General features: G+C 71.2%; 16 protein-coding genes. 10 read left to right on the top strand and 6 right to left on the bottom strand.

What is annotated here, in order from left to right; translation table 11 throughout:
* The first annotated feature begins 14 nt into the window (after nucleotides 1–14).
* From ACPEH2_RS12585 to ACPEH2_RS12575, 3 genes are all read left to right on the top strand, one after another.
* On the top strand, nucleotides 15–626 hold the full coding sequence (locus ACPEH2_RS12585) for a PadR family transcriptional regulator (protein WP_064002954.1): 612 nt from the start codon (nucleotides 15–17) through the stop codon (nucleotides 624–626).
* A gap of 5 nt (nucleotides 627–631) precedes the next feature.
* Nucleotides 632–2,359: an ABC1 kinase family protein gene (locus ACPEH2_RS12580; protein WP_359919558.1), complete on the top strand. Its 1,728-nt coding sequence runs from the start codon at nucleotides 632–634 to the stop codon at nucleotides 2,357–2,359.
* A 68-nt stretch (nucleotides 2,360–2,427) separates the two neighbouring features.
* Nucleotides 2,428–2,985, top strand: a complete 558-nt coding sequence (locus ACPEH2_RS12575; protein WP_064002956.1) for an NYN domain-containing protein — start codon at nucleotides 2,428–2,430, stop codon at nucleotides 2,983–2,985.
* 6 nt (nucleotides 2,986–2,991) lie between these two features.
* Here ACPEH2_RS12575 and ACPEH2_RS12570 read toward each other — a convergent pair whose 3' ends face one another.
* Entirely contained in the window at nucleotides 2,992–4,026 is a 1,035-nt protein-coding gene (locus tag ACPEH2_RS12570) for a lactonase family protein (protein WP_217530746.1), read from the bottom strand.
* Between the two features lie 87 nt (nucleotides 4,027–4,113).
* Here ACPEH2_RS12570 and ACPEH2_RS12565 point away from each other — a divergent pair, with 87 nt between their 5' ends.
* From ACPEH2_RS12565 to ACPEH2_RS12550, 4 genes are read left to right on the top strand one after another with little or no spacing between them, the layout of a single operon-like run.
* On the top strand, nucleotides 4,114–4,911 hold the full coding sequence (locus ACPEH2_RS12565) for a sulfite exporter TauE/SafE family protein (protein WP_217530748.1): 798 nt from the start codon (nucleotides 4,114–4,116) through the stop codon (nucleotides 4,909–4,911).
* Nucleotides 4,912–4,949: 38 nt separating this feature from the next.
* Nucleotides 4,950–5,396: an FAS1-like dehydratase domain-containing protein gene (locus tag ACPEH2_RS12560; protein WP_217530750.1), complete on the top strand. Its 447-nt coding sequence runs from the start codon at nucleotides 4,950–4,952 to the stop codon at nucleotides 5,394–5,396.
* Nucleotides 5,393–5,812 (top strand): MaoC/PaaZ C-terminal domain-containing protein, encoded by a 420-nt coding sequence (locus ACPEH2_RS12555; protein WP_217530752.1) that lies wholly within the window; start codon nucleotides 5,393–5,395, stop codon nucleotides 5,810–5,812. The genes ACPEH2_RS12560 and ACPEH2_RS12555 overlap by 4 nt, the downstream gene beginning before the upstream one ends.
* On the top strand, nucleotides 5,812–6,948 hold the full coding sequence (locus ACPEH2_RS12550) for a UDP-N-acetylmuramate dehydrogenase (RefSeq protein WP_359919555.1): 1,137 nt from the start codon (nucleotides 5,812–5,814) through the stop codon (nucleotides 6,946–6,948). Before ACPEH2_RS12555 ends, ACPEH2_RS12550 begins: the two co-directional genes overlap by 1 nt.
* Before the next feature lie 43 nt (nucleotides 6,949–6,991).
* Here ACPEH2_RS12550 and ACPEH2_RS12545 read toward each other — a convergent pair whose 3' ends face one another.
* A complete protein-coding gene (locus ACPEH2_RS12545; RefSeq protein ID WP_311285420.1) occupies nucleotides 6,992–8,209 on the bottom strand; it encodes a pyridoxal phosphate-dependent aminotransferase in 1,218 nt (405 codons plus the stop codon).
* Nucleotides 8,210–8,271: 62 nt separating this feature from the next.
* The gene (map, locus tag ACPEH2_RS12540; RefSeq protein ID WP_217530757.1) at nucleotides 8,272–9,045 is read right to left on the bottom strand and encodes a type I methionyl aminopeptidase; all 774 of its coding nucleotides are present in this window, start codon (nucleotides 9,043–9,045) and stop codon (nucleotides 8,272–8,274) included.
* Between the two features lie 87 nt (nucleotides 9,046–9,132).
* Here map and ACPEH2_RS12535 point away from each other — a divergent pair, with 87 nt between their 5' ends.
* Nucleotides 9,133–10,935, top strand: a complete 1,803-nt coding sequence (locus ACPEH2_RS12535; protein ID WP_423718843.1) for a DEAD/DEAH box helicase — start codon at nucleotides 9,133–9,135, stop codon at nucleotides 10,933–10,935.
* Between the two features lie 62 nt (nucleotides 10,936–10,997).
* Here ACPEH2_RS12535 and ACPEH2_RS12530 read toward each other — a convergent pair whose 3' ends face one another.
* Together ACPEH2_RS12530 and aceB are read right to left on the bottom strand one after the other, a co-directional pair.
* The gene (locus ACPEH2_RS12530; protein WP_423718842.1) at nucleotides 10,998–12,593 is read right to left on the bottom strand and encodes an isocitrate lyase; all 1,596 of its coding nucleotides are present in this window, start codon (nucleotides 12,591–12,593) and stop codon (nucleotides 10,998–11,000) included.
* A gap of 29 nt (nucleotides 12,594–12,622) precedes the next feature.
* On the bottom strand, nucleotides 12,623–14,281 hold the full coding sequence (gene aceB, locus ACPEH2_RS12525) for a malate synthase A (protein WP_311285424.1): 1,659 nt from the start codon (nucleotides 14,279–14,281) through the stop codon (nucleotides 12,623–12,625).
* A gap of 145 nt (nucleotides 14,282–14,426) precedes the next feature.
* Between aceB and ACPEH2_RS12520 the strand changes: the two genes are divergently transcribed.
* Nucleotides 14,427–15,890, top strand: a complete 1,464-nt coding sequence (locus tag ACPEH2_RS12520; protein WP_423718841.1) for a helix-turn-helix domain-containing protein — start codon at nucleotides 14,427–14,429, stop codon at nucleotides 15,888–15,890.
* Between the two features lie 94 nt (nucleotides 15,891–15,984).
* Here ACPEH2_RS12520 and ACPEH2_RS12515 read toward each other — a convergent pair whose 3' ends face one another.
* The gene (locus ACPEH2_RS12515) at nucleotides 15,985–17,517 is read right to left on the bottom strand and encodes a PucR family transcriptional regulator (RefSeq protein ID WP_423718840.1); all 1,533 of its coding nucleotides are present in this window, start codon (nucleotides 17,515–17,517) and stop codon (nucleotides 15,985–15,987) included.
* Between the two features lie 96 nt (nucleotides 17,518–17,613).
* Between ACPEH2_RS12515 and gabT the strand changes: the two genes are divergently transcribed.
* Nucleotides 17,614–18,972, top strand: a complete 1,359-nt coding sequence (gene gabT / locus ACPEH2_RS12510; protein WP_423718839.1) for a 4-aminobutyrate--2-oxoglutarate transaminase — start codon at nucleotides 17,614–17,616, stop codon at nucleotides 18,970–18,972.
* The last annotated feature ends 2 nt before the right edge of the window (nucleotides 18,973–18,974 follow it).

The raw sequence follows: 18,974 nt of genomic DNA, 5'->3' as shown, positions 1-18,974 counted from the left end.
CTGGAGGAGACATCATGAACAGCTCATTCGGCTCGCAGGGCTTCGGTTCGGGCGGCTTCGGCGGCGGCGGTCGCGGCTTCGGATCGGGGTCCCAGGGCTTCGACCTCAGCGGCCTCGGCGCGAATCTCATGGAGGCGTTCGAACAGTTCCGCACCCAGTTCGACCAGCGTCCCGCATCGCCCCGGATGAGCCGCGGCGACGTCCGCACCGCCGTGCTCGCCCTCCTCGCCGAGAAGCCGATGCACGGGTACCAGATCATCCAGGAGATCGACTCGCGCAGCGGCGGCTCGTGGAAGCCGAGCGCCGGCTCGGTCTACCCCACCCTTCAGCTCCTCGCCGACGAGGGCCTGATCGTCGCCGAGGAGGCGAACGGTCGCAAGACGTACTCGCTGACGGACGCCGGCCGGATGGTCGCCGAGGAGGCCGTGGGATCGGCCCCGTGGGAGACCGCCGCGCCGCAGAAGGAGCACCCGCACCGCGCGACCGCGCTGCCCAAGGCGGGCGTCGAGCTCGCCCAGGCCGCCGCGCAGGTGGCGCGCTCCGGCTCTCCCGAGCAGGTGGCACAGGCCGTCGAGATCCTCGACGAGGCCCGCCGCCGGCTCTACGCCCTGCTCGCGCAGGGCTGACCCGCGTGGCAGCACGGCGTCGGGAAGGCGACGACCTTCCCGACGACCGCGACGCACGGGCGCGCTACCGCCGCATCCTCCGTTTCGCCGCGAGGGCCCTCGTGGTCACGTGGTGGTTCGAGCTGTTCCTTCCCCGGATCGGTCTCGGCTGGATCGGCGTGCGCGGCCGTTCGGCGCGCATGCAGCGGATCGCCCGACGCTTCCACGCGCTCGCGATCGACCTCGGCGGTCTCATGATCAAGGTCGGGCAGTTCATGTCCTCGCGCCTCGACGTGCTGCCGCCCGAGATCACCAAGGAGCTCGAAGGTCTGCAGGACGAGGTCCCCGCCGTCCCGTTCCCGCTCATCAAGGCGGAGGCCGAGGGTCAGCTCGGGGTCACCCTCGACCGCGCGTTCGCCGCCATGGAGACCGCGCCGGTGGCCGCGGCATCCCTCGGCCAGGCTCACCGCGCACGACTGTCGTCGGAGGACGCAGCCCTGACCGGGCTGGACGCCGTCGTCGTGAAGGTGCAGCGCCCGGGCATCCAGGACATCGTCGACACCGACCTCGCGGCGCTCCGCCGCGTCGGCAGGTGGCTGAGCCACGTGCGGATCGTGTCGGACCGCGTCGACGCGCCGCAGCTCGTCGAAGAGTTCGCCGAGACGAGTCTCGAGGAGATCGACTACCTGCACGAGGCCGCGAACGGCGAGCGGTTCGCCGCGGACTTCGCCGGCGACCCGCGCGTCGGCGTCCCCGCCGTCGTCTGGGAGCGCACCTCGCGGCGCACCCTGACCCTCGAAGACGTCACGGCCATCAAGATCACCGACCACGAGTCGCTCCGGGCCGCCGGCATCGATCCCGCCGAGGTGGCGCAGGTGTTCGCCTCCGTCATGTTCGACCAGGTGTTCACGCACGGGTTCTTCCACGCCGACCCGCATCCGGGCAACATCTTCGTCACCCCGATGCCGACGACGGATGCCGCGGGTCCCGCGACCCCGCCGTGGCGGCTCACGTTCATCGACTTCGGGATGATGGGCGAGGTCCCGCCGAGCCTGCGCGCCGGTCTCCGCCGCCTCATGATCGCCGTCGCCGCGCGCGACGGCGTGGCCCTCGTGCAGAGCATCCGCGATGTCGGCGTCCTGCTGCCGAGCGCCGACACGAGCGAGCTCGAGCGCGCCATGACCCAGCTGTTCGCGCGCTTCGGCGGGATGGGTTTCGCCGAGCTGCGCGAGGTCGACCCGCGGGAGTTCCGCGCGTTCGCGATCGAGTTCCAGGACGTCGTGCGGACGCTGCCGTTCCAGTTGCCGGAGAACTTCCTGCTCATCGTGCGCGCCATGTCGCTGACCTCGGGTGTCTGCAGCGCCCTCGACCCCGCGTTCAACCTGTGGGATGCCGTCGAGCCCTATGCGTCGCGCCTCGTCCGGGAGGAGGGGCGCAACGCCGTGACCGACGTGCTGCGGCGCGCGGTGACCTCGCTGACGACCGCTTCGCGCCTGCCGGGCCGCGTCGACGACCTGATCACCCGCGTCGAGGACCATCGCATCACCCTGCCCGACCCGGCGCTGGAGCGTCGCGTCGCGCGGCTCGAGCAACTCGGCCGTCGCACCCTGTCGGGCATGCTGTTCGCCGGCCTCCTCGTCGGGGGCGCGGTGATCCGCCCCGACGATCCGGTGCTCGGCGGTGTCCTCATGACGGGGTCGCTCCTGCCGCTCGCGCACGCCGTGCTCGCGGGGGTCTTCGGCCGCCGCTGGTGAGCGGGCGCCGGCGCCTAGGATGAGTCGGGCGCACCGGTCCGCTGGTGGCGGTGCGCGGAGGAGGCGGCATGGCCGGCAATCGCAGGACCTGGGTGCTCGTCGACGGGGAGAACATCGACGCCACCCTGGGCGGATCGATCCTCGGCCGGCGTCCGCAGCCCGATGAGCGGCCGCGGTGGGACCGCATCCTCTCGTTCGTCGCGGACAGCTGGAACCAGGATGCCCGCGGGCTCTTCTTCCTCAACGCGTCCATCAACCTGCCGATGTCGTTCGTGCAGGCGCTCCTCGCCCTCGGCTACCAGCCCGTGCCGCTGTCGGGAGACCCGGACGAGAAAGTCGTCGACCTCGCCATCCAGCGCACCCTCCGCGCCCTGCAGGACCACGGCGACGACGTCGTCCTCGTCAGCCACGACGGCGACTTCGTCGACGACCTCGGCGTCCTCGCCGACGGCTCGCGCCGTGTCGGCGTGCTCGCCTTCGAGGAGTTCCGCAACGCCGGCTTCGCCCAGATCCCCGGCATCCGCTTCTTCGACCTCGAGTACGACGCCGGAGCCTTCGACGCCCAGCTGCCGCGCGTGCGCATCATCCCGATCGCCGAGTTCGACCCGGAGCAGTTCCTGCGCTGAGCGCGCTCAGGCGAAGCGGACCCAGTTCGCGCCGCGGCCAGTCTCGTATCGGCCCTGCAGGTGCAGGTCCGCGCCGTCGACGCGGTAGAGCGAGACGGTCGTCGAGCGCTCGCCCGCCGCGACGAGCAGTGTGCGGTCGTCGCTGACGGCGAAGCCGCGCGGCTGGTCCTCGGTGACGACGAAGCCGGTCGGTTCGGAGAGGGAGCCGTCCGGCGCGATGCGCAGGGCCGCCAGCGTGCTCGCGGTCCGCTCCGAGGCCCACACGACGCCGTCGGTGAGGTGGATGTCGGCACCCCAGACGTAGCGGTTCTCGCGGGGGTCCTCGTCGATGACGCTGTGACGGAGCTTCTCGGACGGGTCGTGGGCGGGCGTCGACGACAGCAGCTCGAGCGTGCCCGCCGCCGGGTCGCGCCGGTAACGCAGGACTTCGCCGGTGAACTCCGTCAGAACGTACAGGGTCTGCTCGTCGTCGCCGAACGCGAGGTGACGCGGGCCGCTGCCGGTCGGAGCTGCGGCCACCGGCGGGTCGAGCGGGGTCAGCGCGAGGTCGTCGCCGAGCGAGAACTGCGCGATGAGGTCGCTCTCGAGCGAGACGAAGTAGGTGTGGCGGCCGTCGCCGCTCGCGATCACCGAGTGCAGTCGCGGGAAGCGGACCTCGGCGGCGGGCGGGCTGACCACCCCGTACGCGTCGACGGCGCAGACGATCCCGTACCCGCCGGAGTATGCCGCGCCCAGCAGCACCGAGCCGTCCCGCGTGAGCGAGAGGTAGTTCATCGCGCCGCCGGGCAGCGGCACGCGGGTCAGCGGGGTGAGGTCGCCCGTCTCACGGTCGAGGGAGAGGGTGAGGATGCCGGCATCCGCGTTCTCGTCGTCGGCCTTGACCGACGCGTAGACGAGGCCGCGCTCGGGGTCGACGGCGAAGTTCGAGCATCCGGTGGTGCCGGTCGTGACCGACAGGCGCTCGAGCCCCGCATCCGTCACACGGAACGTGCTGATCGAGGATTCACCGGCATTGGCCACGAGGACGAGCGAAGGGGACATGCTTCGATCGTAGGCCGAGGCTCCGCGCGGGCGTCCGCCGGGCCGGGAGTAGGGTCGAGGCATGCGTTTCGTGTCGGACCCCGCCTCGTGACCACGACACCCCCCGTCGCCCGCACCCCCCGCTACTACCTGGGCGCACTGGGCATCGGCTTGCTCGCCGGGCTCATGTCGGGCATGTTCGGCGTGGGCGGCGGAACGGTCATCGTGCCCCTTCTGCTGACGCTGCTGGTCTTCGATCAGAAGCGCGCCGCCGGCACCTCGCTCGCCGCCATCGTGCCCACCGCCGCGGTCGGCGTCGTGTCGTACGCGGCCGTCGGGGCCGTCGCCTGGGTGCCTGCGCTGATCCTCGCCGGCGCCGCGGTCGTCGGCGCGCAGATCGGTACGTGGCTCCTCGCCCGGCTGCCGCAGAACGCGATCCGCTGGGGCTTCATCGCCTTCCTCGTCGTCGTCATCGTGATGCTCTTCATCGTCGTGCCGTCCCGCGAGGCCGAGTTGCCGCTGAACTGGCTCACGGGAACGGGCCTGGCCGTCCTCGGTGTCTTCACCGGCGTGATGGCGGGGCTCCTCGGGGTGGGCGGAGGCGTCATCGTCGTGCCCGCGCTCATGTTCCTCTTCGGCACGAGCGATCTGGTGGCCAAGGGCACCTCGCTGCTCATGATGATCCCGACCGCGATCTCGGGCACGATCGGCAACCTCCGCCGCCACAACGTCGACCTCGTCGCCGCCGGCGTGATCGGTGTCGCCGCGTGCACGACCACCGCCCTCGGCGCGTGGCTTGCGACCCTCGTCGACCCGTTCACGGCGAACGTCCTCTTCGCGGTCTACCTGACCTTCATCGCCGTGCAGCTGTCGATCAAGGCCGTGCGGGCCCACCGCGCCCGCTGAACCGGGCCGGCGCCGGACCCGGACGGTAGGATCGACCGGTGCCCGTGAATCCCGAGTTGCAAGGTCGTGTTTTCCCGCCGACCGCCCCGTACCTCGTCGGCCGCGAGAAGGTGCGCGAGTTCGCCCGCGCGGTGTTCGCGACCGACCCGCAGCACGACGACCCCGAGGTCGCGCGTTCCCTCGGCTACGCCGACGTCGTCGCGCCGCCGACCTTCGCGATGGTGATCCAGGACGCCACGCTGCAGCAGCTGCTGAGCGAGCCGGACTCCGGCATCGTGCTCGAGCGCGTCGTGCACGCCGAGCAGCGCTTCCGCTACACGCGGCCCATCGTCGCCGGTGACGAGCTGACGGGACGCCTGACGGTCACCGGCATCCGCGCCTTCGGGAAGGGTGCGATGGTGACCAGTGAGGCCGAGATCACGGATGCCGCCGGTGACCACGTCGTCACCGCGACCTCCGTCCTGCTGGTGGGAGGCGACGAATGACCGCCGTGGGCCCGGCCTTCGAGCTCGGCGCTGTTGTCGCCGAGCGCACCGTGCACCTGACCCGCGCCGCGCTCGTGCGCTACGCGGGCGCGTCGGGGGACTTCAACCCGATCCACTACAACGACGCCGTCGCCGAGCGCGTGGGGCTGCCGGGCGTCCTCGCCCACGGCATGCTCACGATGGGCCTCGCCGTCGAGACGATCGTGTCGTGGCTGGGGGACTCCGGCCGCATCCTCGACTACGGCGTCCGCTTCACGCGCCCCGTCGTCGTCGACACCGATGCGGGGGCCGACGTCTCCGTCGTCGCCAAGGTCGGCGCGATCGAGGACGACGCCGTGCGCATCGACCTGACCGTCTCGCACGACGGCACGACCGTTCTCGGCAAGGCGCAGGTGCGCGTGCGCGCGGCATCCTGATGCCCGAGATCGCCCCCGTCCCGCTGTCGCAGCTCACGACGCTCCGCGTTGGAGGGATGCCGCGCCGCATGATTGAGGCCGCGACGACCGACGAGCTCGTCGCCGCCCTCCGTGACGTGTGGGACGACGGCGACCGCTGGCTCGTCGTCGGCGGCGGGTCGAATCTGCTGTTCGGCGACGACGAGTTCGACGGCACCGCCGTCCTCGTGCGGACGAGCGGCATCGAGCGCCTGCCGTCGCCGCACCCCGGCCGCGTGCGGCTGAAGGTGCAGGCCGGTCACAACTGGGACGACCTCGTCGCGCAGACCGTGGCCGCAGGACTCAGCGGCATCGAAGCCATGTCGGGGATCCCCGGCACCACCGGCGCCGCCCCCATCCAGAACGTCGGCGCCTACGGTCAGGAGATCGTCGAGACGCTCGTCGAGGTCGAGCTCATCGACGAGGCGACCGGCGAGGTGTCGGTGGTCCCGGCATCCGATCTGGGACTGGGGCTCCGCACCTCGGTGCTGAAGAAGCACTACGGGTCGGTCCCCGAGCGCTCCGCCGTCATCCTCTCGGTCACGCTGGAGCTCACGCAGGTCGGTCACGGCGACGTCCCCGTGCGCGGCGCGCAGCTGCGGTCGGCGCTGGGCCTCGAACCGGATGCCGCGGTCTCGCTCGCGTGGATCCGCGAGACGGTGCTCGACATCCGCTCCCGCAAGGGCATGGTGCTCGACGAGGACGACCACGACACCTGGAGTGCGGGGTCGTTCTTCCAGAACCCGATCGTCTCGGCGCAGTTCGCCGCGACGCTCCCGCCCGAGGCGCCGCGCTGGTCGATGGCGCCCGAGCCCGAGGCCGACCGGGTGATCCCGCTCGACCGGTTCGACGGGTTCATCCCGCCGCGGGCGGACGGACCCGCGCCGGTGAAGATCAGCGCCGCGTGGCTCATCGAGCAGGCGGGGATGCGCAAGGGCTTCCGCCTGCCGGGCTCGCGCGCGTCGCTGTCGACGAAGCACGCGCTCGCCCTCACGAACCGCGGACGCGCGACCGCAGAGGAGGTCGCCGCGCTGGCGCGACTCATCCAGCAGCGCGTGCAGTCCGAGTTCGGGGTGCTGCTGCAGCCCGAGCCGGTGCTCTTCGACGTCGAGCTCTGACCCGAGCCGTCGACCTCGGTGCTCGACGCCCGGCGGGCGCGCGTCAGCCGAAGAGGCGCTGCAGGCGCTGGACTCCCTCGAGCAGCTGCTCCTCACCGAGGGCGTACGACAGGCGCAGGTAGCCGGACGGGCCGAAGGCCTCGCCCGGGACGACGGCGACCTCGGCGCGCTCGAGGATGTAATCCGCCAGCTCGAGCGACGTGTCGATGCGCACACCGTCCCACTCGCGCCCCAGCAGTCCCGTGACGTCCGGGTAGACGTAGAACGCGCCGAGCGGGTTCGGGACCGTGACGCCGGGGATCTTCGCGAGCTCCGAGACGATCAGTCCGCGACGGCGGTCGAAGGCCTGGCGCATCTTCTCGGCCTCGTCCTGCGGGCCGGTGAGGGCGGCGAGGGCCGCGCGCTGCGCGATGTTGTTGACGTTCGAGCTGAGGTGCGACTGCAGGTTGCCGGCGACCTTGATCGCGGCGGCGGGGCCCACCATCCAGCCCACGCGCCAGCCGGTCATGGCGTATGTCTTCGCGACGCCGTTGACGAGGATCGTCTGGCCGGCGAGCTCGGGCACGGCCTCCACGATCGACACCGCGCGAGCGCCTTCGTAGACGAGGTTCTGGTAGATCTCGTCGCTGATGACCCAGATGCCGTGGGCGAGGGCCCACTCGCCGATCGCCTTCGTCTCGTCGGCGGTGTAGACGGCGCCCGTCGGGTTCGACGGCGACACGAACACGAGCGCGGTCGTCTTGTCGGTGCGCGCGGCCTCGAGCTGGTCGACGGTGACCTTGTACTCCTGGTCGGCGCCGGCGAACACCTCGACGGGCACACCGTCGGCCAGGGCGATCGCCTCGGGGTAGGTGGTCCAGTACGGCGCGGGCAGCAGCACCTCGTCGCCCGGGTTCACGACCGCCTGGAAGGCCTGGTAGACGGCCTGCTTGCCGCCGTTGGTGACGATCACCTGCGACGGGGCGACCTCCAGCCCCGAGTCGCGCAGCGTCTTCGCGGCGATCGCCTCGCGCAGCACGGGCAGACCGGCCGCGGGGGTGTACCGGAAGTTGGCGGGGTCACGCAGCGCCTCGGCCGCGGCATCCACGACGAACTGCGGGGTCGCGAAGTCGGGCTCGCCGGCCGCGTACGAGACCACCGGTCGTCCCGCGGCCTGCAGCGCCTTCGCCTTTGCGTCGACCTTCAGGGTCGCGGACTCGGCGATCGCGCTGAGCTTCGTGGAGACGGCGGGCGTGCGGGGGGCGGCAGCGTGTTCGGTCACCCTCCGAGCGTACCGTCGGGCGCGTTGTCGCGGGATGCCGACCGGCACCCTGTCCGGCCGGTTCAGCGCGTCGGGCGCGTCAGGATCTCGTTGCCGGATTCGAGGATCGCGACCGTGTGCTCGGTGTGGGCGGTCCGGCATCCGGTCGCGCTGCGCAGCGTCCAGCCGTCCTCGTCGACCTTCAGCTCGTCGGTGTCGACCATGACCCACGGCTCGATCGCGAGCATGAGTCCGGGGCGCAGGCGGTACCCGCGGCCGGCGCGGCCGATGTTCGAGACGTGCGGGTCCTGGTGCATCGTCGTGCCGATGCCGTGCCCGCCGAACTCGGTGTTCACGGGGTAGCCGGCGCCGGTCAGCACGTCGCCGATCGCGGCGGAGATGTCACCGATGCGCGCGCCCGGCTGGGCGGCTTCGATGCCGGCGGCAAGGGCCTCCTCGGTCGCACGGATGAGGGCATCGTTCTCGGCGTGGGGCGCGCCGCCGACGGTGAAGCTGATCGCGGCATCGGCGGCGACCCCGCCCGTCTTGATCGCGAGGTCCAGCGTCAGCAGGTCACCGGCGGCGACGCGCTGGTCCCGCGGACGGCCGTGCAGCACGGCGTCGTTGACGGCGGTGCAGATGTAATGGCCGAACGGGCCGCGGCCGAACGACGGCGCGTAGTCGACGTAGCAGGACTCGGCGCCGGCGCCGAGGATCATGTCCTTCGCCCATGCATCGATCTCGAGCAGGTTCGTGCCCGGCTTCACGCGCTCCTTGATGCCGTGCAGGATGTCGCCGACGAGGCCGCCCGTCGTGCGGGCGCGGTCGATCTGGTCGGGGGTGAGGATCTCGATCACGAGGCAGTCCGTTCCGGTCGTCAGGCGCGACCTCTCATCCTACGCCCGCCCGGATGGTTCCCAGCCCGGCTCCACTACGGTGGATAGGTGAGTGACCCCCAGACCCCGACCGAGCCCGCAGACACCCCCGCCCTCCCCGGCTTCGACGAGCTGGGCCTCACCGGTCCCGTCCTCGCCGCCATCAAAGACCTCGGCTACGAGACGCCCTCCGCGATCCAGGCCGCGACCATCCCCGTCCTTCTCGGCGGCCGCGACGTCGTCGGCATGGCCCAGACCGGCACCGGCAAGACCGCCGCGTTCGCACTGCCGATCATGGAGAACCTCGACCTGACGCAGAAGACGCCGCAGGCACTCGTCCTGGCCCCGACCCGTGAGCTCGCGCTCCAGGTGTGCGAAGCGTTCGAGTCCTACGCCGCGCGCATGAAGGGCGTCCACGTCCTCCCCGTCTACGGCGGTCAGGGCTACGGCGTGCAGCTGTCCGCTCTCCGCCGCGGCGTGCACATCGTCGTCGGCACGCCCGGCCGCATCATGGACCACCTCGAAAAGGGCACCCTCGACCTCTCGCAGCTGAAGAACCTCGTGCTCGACGAGGCCGACGAGATGCTGAAGATGGGCTTCGCCGAGGACGTCGAGCAGATCCTCGCGCAGACCCCCGCCGAGAAGCAGGTCGCCCTGTTCTCGGCGACGATGCCGGCATCCATCCGCCGTCTCGCGCAGCAGTACCTGCGCGACCCGGAGGAGATCACGGTCAAGACCAAGACCTCCACCAACACGAACATCACGCAGCGGTATCTGATCGTGTCGTACCAGCAGAAGGTCGACGCGCTCACCCGCATCCTCGAGGTCGAGGACTTCGACGGGATGATCATCTTCGTCCGCACCAAGAACGAGACCGAGACCCTCGCCGAGAAGCTCCGCGCCCGCGGGTTCAGCGCCGCCCCCATCAACGGCGACATCCCGCAGCCGCAGCGCGAGCGCAGCATCCAGCAGCTGAAGGATGGCAAGCTCGACATCCTCGTCGCGACCGACGTCGCCGCCCGCGGCCTCGACGTGGAGCGCATCAGCCACGTCGTGAACTTCGACATCCCGACCGACACCGAGTCGTACGTGCATCGCATCGGCCGCACCGGTCGCGCCGGCCGCACCGGAGACGCGATCAGCTTCGTCACGCCGCGCGAGCGCTACCTGCTCGCCCACATCGAGCGAGCGACGCGTCAGGCGCCCACGCAGATGCAGCTGCCGACGACCGAGGACATCAACTCGACCCGTCTCGCGCGCTTCGACGACGCGATCACCGCCGCGCTGGGCGAGACCGACCGCATCGCCGGCTTCCGTGACGTCATCGCGCACTACGTCCGCAACCACGACGTGCCCGAGCAGGATGTCGCCGCCGCGCTCGCCGTCGTGGCGCAGGGCGAGACACCGCTGCTGCTCGACCCCGCGAGCGACCAGCTCGCGAAGACGCTCGCGGCCGACGCGCAGCGCGGCACCCGCAGCGACAAGGACGCGCGTCCCGAGCGCGCCGACGGCGGCACGCGCGAGCGTCGCAGCCGCGGCGACTTCACGACCTACCGCATCGACGTGGGACGCCGTCACCGCGTCGAGCCCCGGCAGATCGTGGGCGCACTCGCGAACGAGGGCGGCCTCGGCCGCGACGACTTCGGCGCCATCACGATCCGTCCCGACTTCTCGCTCGTCGAGCTCCCGACGAACATGGATGACGGCGTCCTCGACCGCCTGCGCGCCACGCGCATCTCGGGTCAGCTGATCAACATCGCCCCCGACAGGGGACGCCCCGGCCAGCGGGGCGGTGATCGGCGCTCGTTCGACGACCGCCCGAAGCGCAGCTTCGACGACCGTCCGCCGCGGAAGGCCCGGCACAAGGACTGACCGCACGAAGAGGGGGCGGATGCCTGAACAGGCATCCGCCCCCTCTTCGTTCCCCCCGGACGTCAGCCGAACTGGTTCATCGTGTTGTGCGCGCCGCCCGCCTTCAGGGCGGCCTCGCCGGCGAAGTACTCCTTGTGGTTGTCGCCGATGTCGCTGCCGGCCATGTTCTGGTGCTTGACGGTCGCGATGCCTTCGCGGATCTCGCGCCGCTGCACGCCGCGCACGTAGGCGAGCATGCCCTCGTCGCCGAAGTAGCCCTTGGCCAGGTCATCCGTCGACAGCGCGGCGGTGTGGTAGGTCGGCAGGGTGATGAGGTGGTGGAAGATCCCCGCCCGCGCGGCGCCGTCGCGCTGGAAGGTGCGGATCTTCTCGTCCGCCAGCCGGGCGAGCTCGGTGTCGTCGTAGGCGACGTTCATGAGGTCGGCGCGGTCGTAGGCCGAGAGGTCCTCACCGCGCTGCTCGAGCGCGTCGTACGCCTGCTGCCGGAAGTTCAGCGTCCAGTTGAACGACGGGCTGTTGTTGTACACGAGCTTCGCGTTCGGCACCTCGGCGCGGATCGCGTCGACCATGCCCGCGATCTGCTCGATGTGCGGCTTCTCCGTCTCGATCCACAGCAGGTCGGCGCCGTTACGGAGCGACGTGATGCAGTCGAGCACGACGCGCGCCTCGCCCGTCCCGGGCCGGAACTGGTAGAGGTTGCTGGGCAGGCGCTTGGGCCGCAGCAGCGTGCCGCCCCGCTTGATGACGACGTCGCCGTTGCCGAGGTCGGCGCCCGAGATCTCCTCGACGTCGAGGAACGCGTTGTACTGGTCGCCGAGGTCGCCCGGCTCTCGCGTGACGGCGAGCTTCTGCGTGAGGCCGGCGCCGAGCGAATCGGTGCGGGCGACGATGACGCCGTTGTCGATGCCGAGCTCGAGGAATGCGTAGCGGACCGCGTTGAGCTTCGCGATGAAGTCCTCGTGCGGGACGGTGACCTTGCCGTCCTGGTGACCGCACTGCTTCTCGTCCGACACCTGGTTCTCGATCTGGATGGCGCACGCGCCCGCCTCGATCATCTTCTTCGCCAGCAGGTACGTCGCCTCGGGGTTGCCGAAGCCGGCGTCGATGTCGGCGATGATCGGGACGACGTGCGTCTCGAAGCTGTCGATCTGCGACTGCACGAACTCGGCGGCCGTCTCGTCGCCGGCGGCGCGGGCGTCGTCGAGCTTGGTGAACAGCAGGTCGAGCTCACGGGCATCCGCCTGCCGGAGGAACGTGTACAGCTCCGCGATGAGGGCGGGGACGGCCGTCTTCTCGTGCATGGACTGGTCGGGGAGCGGCCCGAACTCGGAGCGCAGCGCCGCGACCATCCAGCCCGACAGGTACAGGTAGCGCTTGTTCGTGCTCTTGAGGTGCTTCTTGATCGAGATCAGCTTCTGCTGCCCGATGAAGCCGTGCCAGACGCCGAGCGACTGCGTGTAGAGGGACGAGTCGGCGTCGTACTCGGCCATGTCGCGCCGCATGATGTCGGCGGTGTACTGCGCGATCTCCAGTCCCGTGCGGAACCGGTTCTGCGCGCGCATCCGGGCGACGGATTCGGGGTCGATGGCATCCCAGGAGGGGCCGTTCGCCTCCTTCAGGGTGCGGATGGCGTCGATGTCGTTCGAGTAAGCGGTCATTGCTCTTCCTCTGGTGTGCGGGGCCGGGGTCAGTCGGCGTCGGTCAGGTAGGTGGCGTAGGCGCCGAGGGTCAGGAACGTCGGGAACTCGGCGCCGAGGGCGACATCGCGGAACACGGCGGCGGCGTCGTCGAACCGGTCGCCGCCCTGGCGCTCGACCTCGCTCAGCACCTGCGCGATGAGGCCCTCGATGTAGTCCCGGGTGATCGGCGTGCCGTCCTCGGTGGTGCGGTCCTGGTGGATCCACTGCCACACCTGCGACCGGCTGATCTCCGCGGTCGCGGCATCCTCCATCAGGTTGTCGATCGCGACGGCGCCGAGTCCGCGCAGCCACGCCTCGATGTAGCGGATCGCCACCGACACGTTGCCGTAGACCCCGGCGGCGCTGATCGGCAGGCCGATGTGGCAGTCGATCAGCTGCGACGGGTGCACCTGGACGTCCTCCCGCAGGCGGTCGACCTGGTTCGGCCGGTCGCCGAGCACGGCGTCGAACTCCGCCTGCGCGACCGGGATGAGGTCGGGGTGGGCGACCCACGTGCCGTCGAAGCCGTCGCCGGCCTCGCGCTTCTTGTCGGCGGCGACCTTCTCGAACGCCTGCCGCGTCACCTCGGGGTCGCGCCGGTTCGGGATGAAGGCGCTCATGCCGCCGATCGCGTAGGCGCCGCGCTTGTGGCACGTCTGCACCAGCAGCTCGGTGTACGCCCGCATGAACGGGACGGTCATGGTGACCTGGCTGCGGTCGGGGAGGACGAACCGGGCGCCGCGGCCGCGGTAGTTCTTGATCATCGAGAAGATGTAGTCCCACCGGCCGGCGTTCAGACCCGCGATGTGGTCGCGCAGCTCGAACAGGATCTCGTCCATCTCGAACGCGGCGGGAAGCGTCTCGATGAGGACGGTCGCGCGGATCGTGCCGTGCGGGATGCCGACGTACTGCTCGCTGTAGGTGAAGACGTCGTCCCACAGCTTGGCCTCCTCGGACGACTCGATCTTCGGGAGGTAGAAGTACGGGCCGCGGCCGTTGGCGATCAGCTGCGCGGCGTTGTGGAAGAAGTACAGGCCGAAGTCGACGAGCGATCCGGATGCCGCGAGGGTGCGGCCGTTCCGGTCGGTGAACTCCATGTGCTTCTCCATGAGGTGCCAGCCGCGCGGCCGCATGACAATCGTCGGCGTCCGCTCCGCCGTGACGCGGTACTCCTTGCCCGCCTCGTTCGTGTGGGTCAGCTGCCCGCGGATCGCGTCGAAGAGCGAGAGCTGGCCCTCGATGACGTTGCGCCACGTGGGGCTGGTGGCGTCCTCCTGGTCGGCCAGCCACACCTTCGCGCCGGAGTTCAGCGCGTTGATCGTCATCTTCGGGTCGGTCGGGCCGGTGATCTCCACCCGGCGGTCCTCGAGCCCGGGGCCGGGGCCGGCGACGCGCCATTCCGCGTCGTCGCGGATGTGCGCCGTGTCATCCCGGAACGTGGGGTCCTGGCCGTTGCCGATCTCGAAGCGCCGACGCATCCGCGCGGCCAGCCGGTCGTGGCGACGACCGCCGAAGCGGGCGTGGAGCTCGGCGAGGAAGTCGAGCGCGGCGGGAGTCAGGATCTCCTCGTACCGGTCGCCCATCCGACCGCGAACGACGAGCGTCGGCGTGATCTGCGTCGGGGTGGGGGTGGTGACGGGCGCGATGCCCGTGGCAGTGAGGGTCATGGCCGGCTCCTTCGCGGTGAGGTCGACGCCGGTGCGGCGCCGATTCGGTTCGTGACATCCACCATGAGTGAAGTTCGACTCTCGCAACGGGCATTTCAGGAGAGAAGATTGCGCGATCTTCTGCTTCCGTGACACACTTCCGGTCATGACGATCATCGAAGACGCCCCGGTCGACGGCGATGCGGCCGACGCGCTCACCATCGGGAGGCGGGTGCGGCAGCTGCGCGTCGCGCGTGGGATGACGCTCGACGACCTGGCATCCGCCGTGTCCCGAGCGCCGAGCCAGTTGTCGATGATCGAGACGGGCAAGCGGGAGCCGAAGCTCACGCTGCTGCAGGCGATCGCGCGTGCCCTCGGCACGACGATCGACGCGCTGCTCGAGGCGGAGCCGCTCGACGAGCGCGCCACGCTGGAGATCGCGGTGGAGAGGGCGATGAAGGGGCCGACGTTCCAGTCCCTCGGGATCGAGCCGTTCCGCATCGGCAAGGCCGTGCCCGACGAGGTGCTGCGTACCGTGCTGCGCCTGCAGGGCGAGGTCGAGCGGCTCAACGACGAGCGCTCCGCGACGCCAGAAGAGGCGCGTCGCGCCAACGTGGAGCTCCGCCACCTCATGCGGCGGCAGGACAACTACTTCCCGGAGCTCGAGGACCACGCGCAGCGGATCCTCGCCGCCGTCGACCATCCGGGCGGCCCGCTCACGCAGCGGACCGCATCCGAGATCGCCGCCCACCTCGGCTTCTCACTGCACTACGTGAGCGACCTGCCGCAGTCCACGCGCAGCGTCGCCGACATCCGCCACGGCCGGCTGTACCTCTCGAGCACGGTGCCGCACCGCGGCGACTCGCGGACCCCCGTGCTGCAGGCGCTCGCCAGCCGCATCCTCGGCCATGCCGAACCGCGCTCCTACGCCGAATTCCTGCGCCAGCGCGTCGAGACCAACTACCTCGTCGGCGCGATGATGGTGCCCGAGGCGCACGCGGCGGCGGCGCTGCAGGAGGCGAAGTCCCGCCGCGCGCTCTCGGTCGAGGACCTCCGCGATGCCTATTCGGTGTCGTACGAGACCGCCGCGCACCGGTTCACCAACCTCGCGACGCGGCACCTCGACTTCCCGGTGCACTTCCTCAAGGTGCACGAGTCGGGCACGATCACGAAGGCGTACGAGAACGACGACGTGAACTTCCCCGCCGACCGGTTCGGCTCGATCGAGGGGCAGCTGTGCTGCCGCAAGTGGACGAGCCGGGTCGTGTTCGACATCCCCGACAAGTTCAACCCGTACTACCAGTACACCGACACCGGGAACGGGACCTACTGGTGCACGGCCCGCGTGGAGGCGTCGAGCGAAGGCTCCCACTCGGTGAGCGTGGGCGTCCGCTTCGACGACACGAAGTGGTTCATCGGCCGCGAGACGACGAACCGCGGCGTGTCACGTCACTCCGTCGAGGTGTGCTGCCGGCGCCCGCCGGAGGACCTCGAGTCGCAGTGGCGCGACCAGGCGTGGCCGAACGTGCGGACGCCGCGGACGCTGCTCGCGACGCTGCCGACGGGGGCCTTCCCCGGCGTCGACACGACCGACCTGTACGAGTTCCTCGAGGCGCACGCGCCGGAGTGAGGCCGCCGCCGGGCCGAACGGCGGAGATCCTCGCGACGCGCCGTGGTGCGGCATCCGTTCCGCGGCGTGTCCGACCGGATCTCCGCCGTCGGTGTCACCCCCCGAGCTGCAGCGCCGCCCACAGCTCGGCGCGCCCGGCGAACGACGAGAGGTCCACGCCGAGTACGCGTTCCGCGGCGGCGAGGCGCGTGCGCACGGTGTGGCGGTGCACACCGAGCGCGGATGCGGCGCCGTCGTTCGACCCGTCGGCGGCCACCCACGCGCGCAGGGTCTGTTCGAGCCGGCCGCCCTGCTCGCGGTCGTGCCGGCGCAGCGGCTCGAGGAAGGCGGCGGCCACCGTCGGCGCGGTCCCCGCCGACAGCGCCGACAGGATGCCGCCGGCCTGCACCTCCGCGAATCCCACCACGCCCGCGCTCCCGGCGCGTCCGCGCGCCACGCGGGCCTGGTCCAGGGCCTTCGCGAAGCCGGCGTAGGGCGTCGGTTCCGACACCCCCAGCCGCGCGTCGAAGCGTTCGGCGAACTCGTCGAGGGCCGGTGACGCGGATGCCGGGACCACGATCACGACGTCGTCGTCGACGCTCCCGAAGAACAGCCCGCCGTGGCGCTCCTCGGCGCGCAGCTCCAGTAGGTCGAGCAGTGCGTCCGCGCGGCGACCGGCGGCATCCGTCACCGCCACGACGACCGGCGCGGGCGGCAGGGCGCCCCACACGTCCCGGGAGATCTGCCGGGCGAGCGCCGGATCCCCGGTGAGGAGCGAGCGCACCATCCCCGAGCGCAGCGCCTTGCGCGCCCGCGACAGGCGCTGATGCTGCTCGAGGGCGAGTCCCGCCATCGCGATCACCGCGGTGACGACGTCGCGCCCGGCGCGGTCGAGCTCGCCGGCGGCGATCGCGAGGACGCCGCGCAGCTCGCCGCCGCGCCCGAGGGTCTGCAGCGTGAAGGCGGCGGCGTCCGAGTGCAGCGACGAGCCGGCGCGCGCACCGCGCCGCAGCACCGCGCCGACCTCGGCGCGCAGGGTGTCCGCCGCGGTGGGCGAGAGCGCGCCGGCGGGGTGCTCTCGGACGAGTTCGCCGGCGGCGTCGTACATCCCGACCCACGTGTCGAGCTGCTTGGCGAGCTCGGCGATTGTCGCCCCGAGCCCGTCGGGCCGGAGCGCGGCGAGGGCGAGGGCGCGCTGCGCCGACAGCGCCCACGTGCGCCGTGCGTAGGCCTGCGCGGCGACGGCTTCGGCGTTGGCGCGGGCGACGGCGATGAAGGGTGTGCTGTAGGGGACCTCGAACAGGGGGAGCCCGGCGGCCCGGCACGCCGCCGCGAGGTCGGGCGGGATGCCGTCGCGCACCACCTCGGTGCCGAAACCGAGCGCCGCCACGCCGCGGTCCACGAGCCGCCGGACGTACGCGTCGAAGGGGTAGTCGCCGTCGGTCGGGAACTGGGTGCCGGTCGTCAGGAGGACGAGGTCCTCGGCGAGGAACGGGGTCGGATCGTCGAGGTCGGAGCTGTGCACCCACCGGGTCGGTCGGTCGAGCGCCCCCGGCCGGAAGGCCGACTCGTCGTCGGCGAGGCGGAGGGCCAGCTCGCGGCGAGAGAGCAGCGCCCGCAGGGTCGGCTCGGCCTCGCGCGTGACCATGTCGCCTCCTCCGGTGTGTACACGATGTACACCCCTGCGCTGAGGATAGACGCAACGGCGAGTGACCGCTCGCCCGCGCCCCTCTACGCTCGCCGCATGAGCACCTCGACCGCAGCCGTCACTACGCCCCTCGGCGGACCGTCCCTCCCGCAGGAGCGCCGCCTCGAGACCGCGATCCCCGGGCCCCGCTCGCAGGAGCTCCTTTCGCGCAAGGCCGAGGCCGTCGCCGCGGGCGTCGGGCACACCGTCCCGATCGCGGCCGTCGCCGCCGGCGGTGGCGTCGTGGTCGATGCTGACGGCAACTCGCTCATCGACCTCGGCTCGGGCATCGCCGTCACGACGGTGGGTGTCGCGCACCCGAAGGTCGTCGAGGCGATCGCCGCCCAGGCCGCGCAGCTGACGCACACCTGCTTCATGATCTCGCCGTACGAGTCCTACGTGGAGGTGGCCGAGAACCTCAACCGGCTCACCCCCGGCGACCACGCGAAGAAGAGCGCCCTGTTCAACTCGGGCGCCGAGGCGGTCGAGAACGCCGTCAAGATCGCCCGCAAGTTCACCGGCAAGCAGGCCGTCGTCGCCTTCGACCACGCCTACCACGGCCGCACCAACCTCACGATGGCGCTCACCGCCAAGTCCATGCCCTACAAGAGCGGCTTCGGCCCGTTCGCCTCCGAGATCTACCGCGTGCCCGGTTCGTACCCGCTCCGCGACGGACTGTCGGGGGCGGATGCCGCGGCCCGCGCGATCTCGATGATCGAGAAGCAGGTCGGTGCCGACAACCTGGCCGCCGTCATCATCGAGCCCATCCAGGGCGAGGGCGGCTTCGTCGTCCCGGCCGACGGCTTCCTGCCGGCCGTCGTCGACTGGTGCCGGGACAACGGCGTCGTCTTCATCGCCGACGAGGTGCAGTCGGGCTTCGCCCGCACCGGCGCCACGTTCGCGAGCGAGCACTTCGGCATCGTTCCGGACCTGATCACCACGGCCAAGGGCATCGCTGGGGGAATGCCCTTGGCCGCGGTCACGGGACGCGCCGACATCATGGACGCGACGCACACCGGCGGCCTCGGCGGCACGTACGGCGGCAACCCCGTCGCATGCGCGGCCGCGCTCGCCGCGATGGACGCGTTCGAGAACGACGGTCTCATCGAGCGCGCGCAGCGGATCGAGGCGCTGCTGACGGCTCGGCTCGGCGCGATGGCGGCATCCGACCCCCGCATCGCCGAGGTGCGTGGGCTCGGCGCCATGATCGCGATCGAGTTCGTCGACCCGACGACCGGAGCGCCGGACGGTGCGCTCACGTCCGCGGTCGCGAAGGCCTGTATCGCCGAAGGGGTCATCGTGCTCACGTGCGGCACCTACGGCAACGTGATCCGCTTCCTGCCCCCGCTGTCGATCAGCGACGACCTGCTGACCGAGGGCCTCGACGTCCTCGCGCAGGCGCTGAAGACGGTCTGAGT

The organism is Microbacterium sp. NPDC064942 (genome assembly GCF_049545525.1).
GTDB classification, from domain to species: domain Bacteria; phylum Actinomycetota; class Actinomycetes; order Actinomycetales; family Microbacteriaceae; genus Microbacterium; species Microbacterium gawkjiense.
The sequence above is the reverse complement of the archived record's forward strand: the minus strand, read 5'-3'. Positions and strand labels throughout refer to the sequence as shown.

Coding starts and splice junctions, on each gene's coding strand:
- ACPEH2_RS12585 (WP_064002954.1), top strand. CDS start 15: ATGAACAGCTCATTCGGCTCGCAGGGCTTCGGTTCGGGCGGCTTCGGC.
- ACPEH2_RS12570 (WP_217530746.1), bottom strand. CDS start 4,026: ATGTCCCCTTCGCTCGTCCTCGTGGCCAATGCCGGTGAATCCTCGATC.
- aceB (WP_311285424.1), bottom strand. CDS start 14,281: ATGACCCTCACTGCCACGGGCATCGCGCCCGTCACCACCCCCACCCCG.
- gabT (WP_423718839.1), top strand. CDS start 17,614: ATGAGCACCTCGACCGCAGCCGTCACTACGCCCCTCGGCGGACCGTCC.
- ACPEH2_RS12555 (WP_217530752.1), top strand. CDS start 5,393: ATGACCGCCGTGGGCCCGGCCTTCGAGCTCGGCGCTGTTGTCGCCGAG.
- ACPEH2_RS12575 (WP_064002956.1), top strand. CDS start 2,428: ATGGCCGGCAATCGCAGGACCTGGGTGCTCGTCGACGGGGAGAACATC.
- ACPEH2_RS12520 (WP_423718841.1), top strand. CDS start 14,427: ATGACGATCATCGAAGACGCCCCGGTCGACGGCGATGCGGCCGACGCG.
- ACPEH2_RS12550 (WP_359919555.1), top strand. CDS start 5,812: ATGCCCGAGATCGCCCCCGTCCCGCTGTCGCAGCTCACGACGCTCCGC.
- ACPEH2_RS12530 (WP_423718842.1), bottom strand. CDS start 12,593: ATGACCGCTTACTCGAACGACATCGACGCCATCCGCACCCTGAAGGAG.
- ACPEH2_RS12515 (WP_423718840.1), bottom strand. CDS start 17,517: ATGGTCACGCGCGAGGCCGAGCCGACCCTGCGGGCGCTGCTCTCTCGC.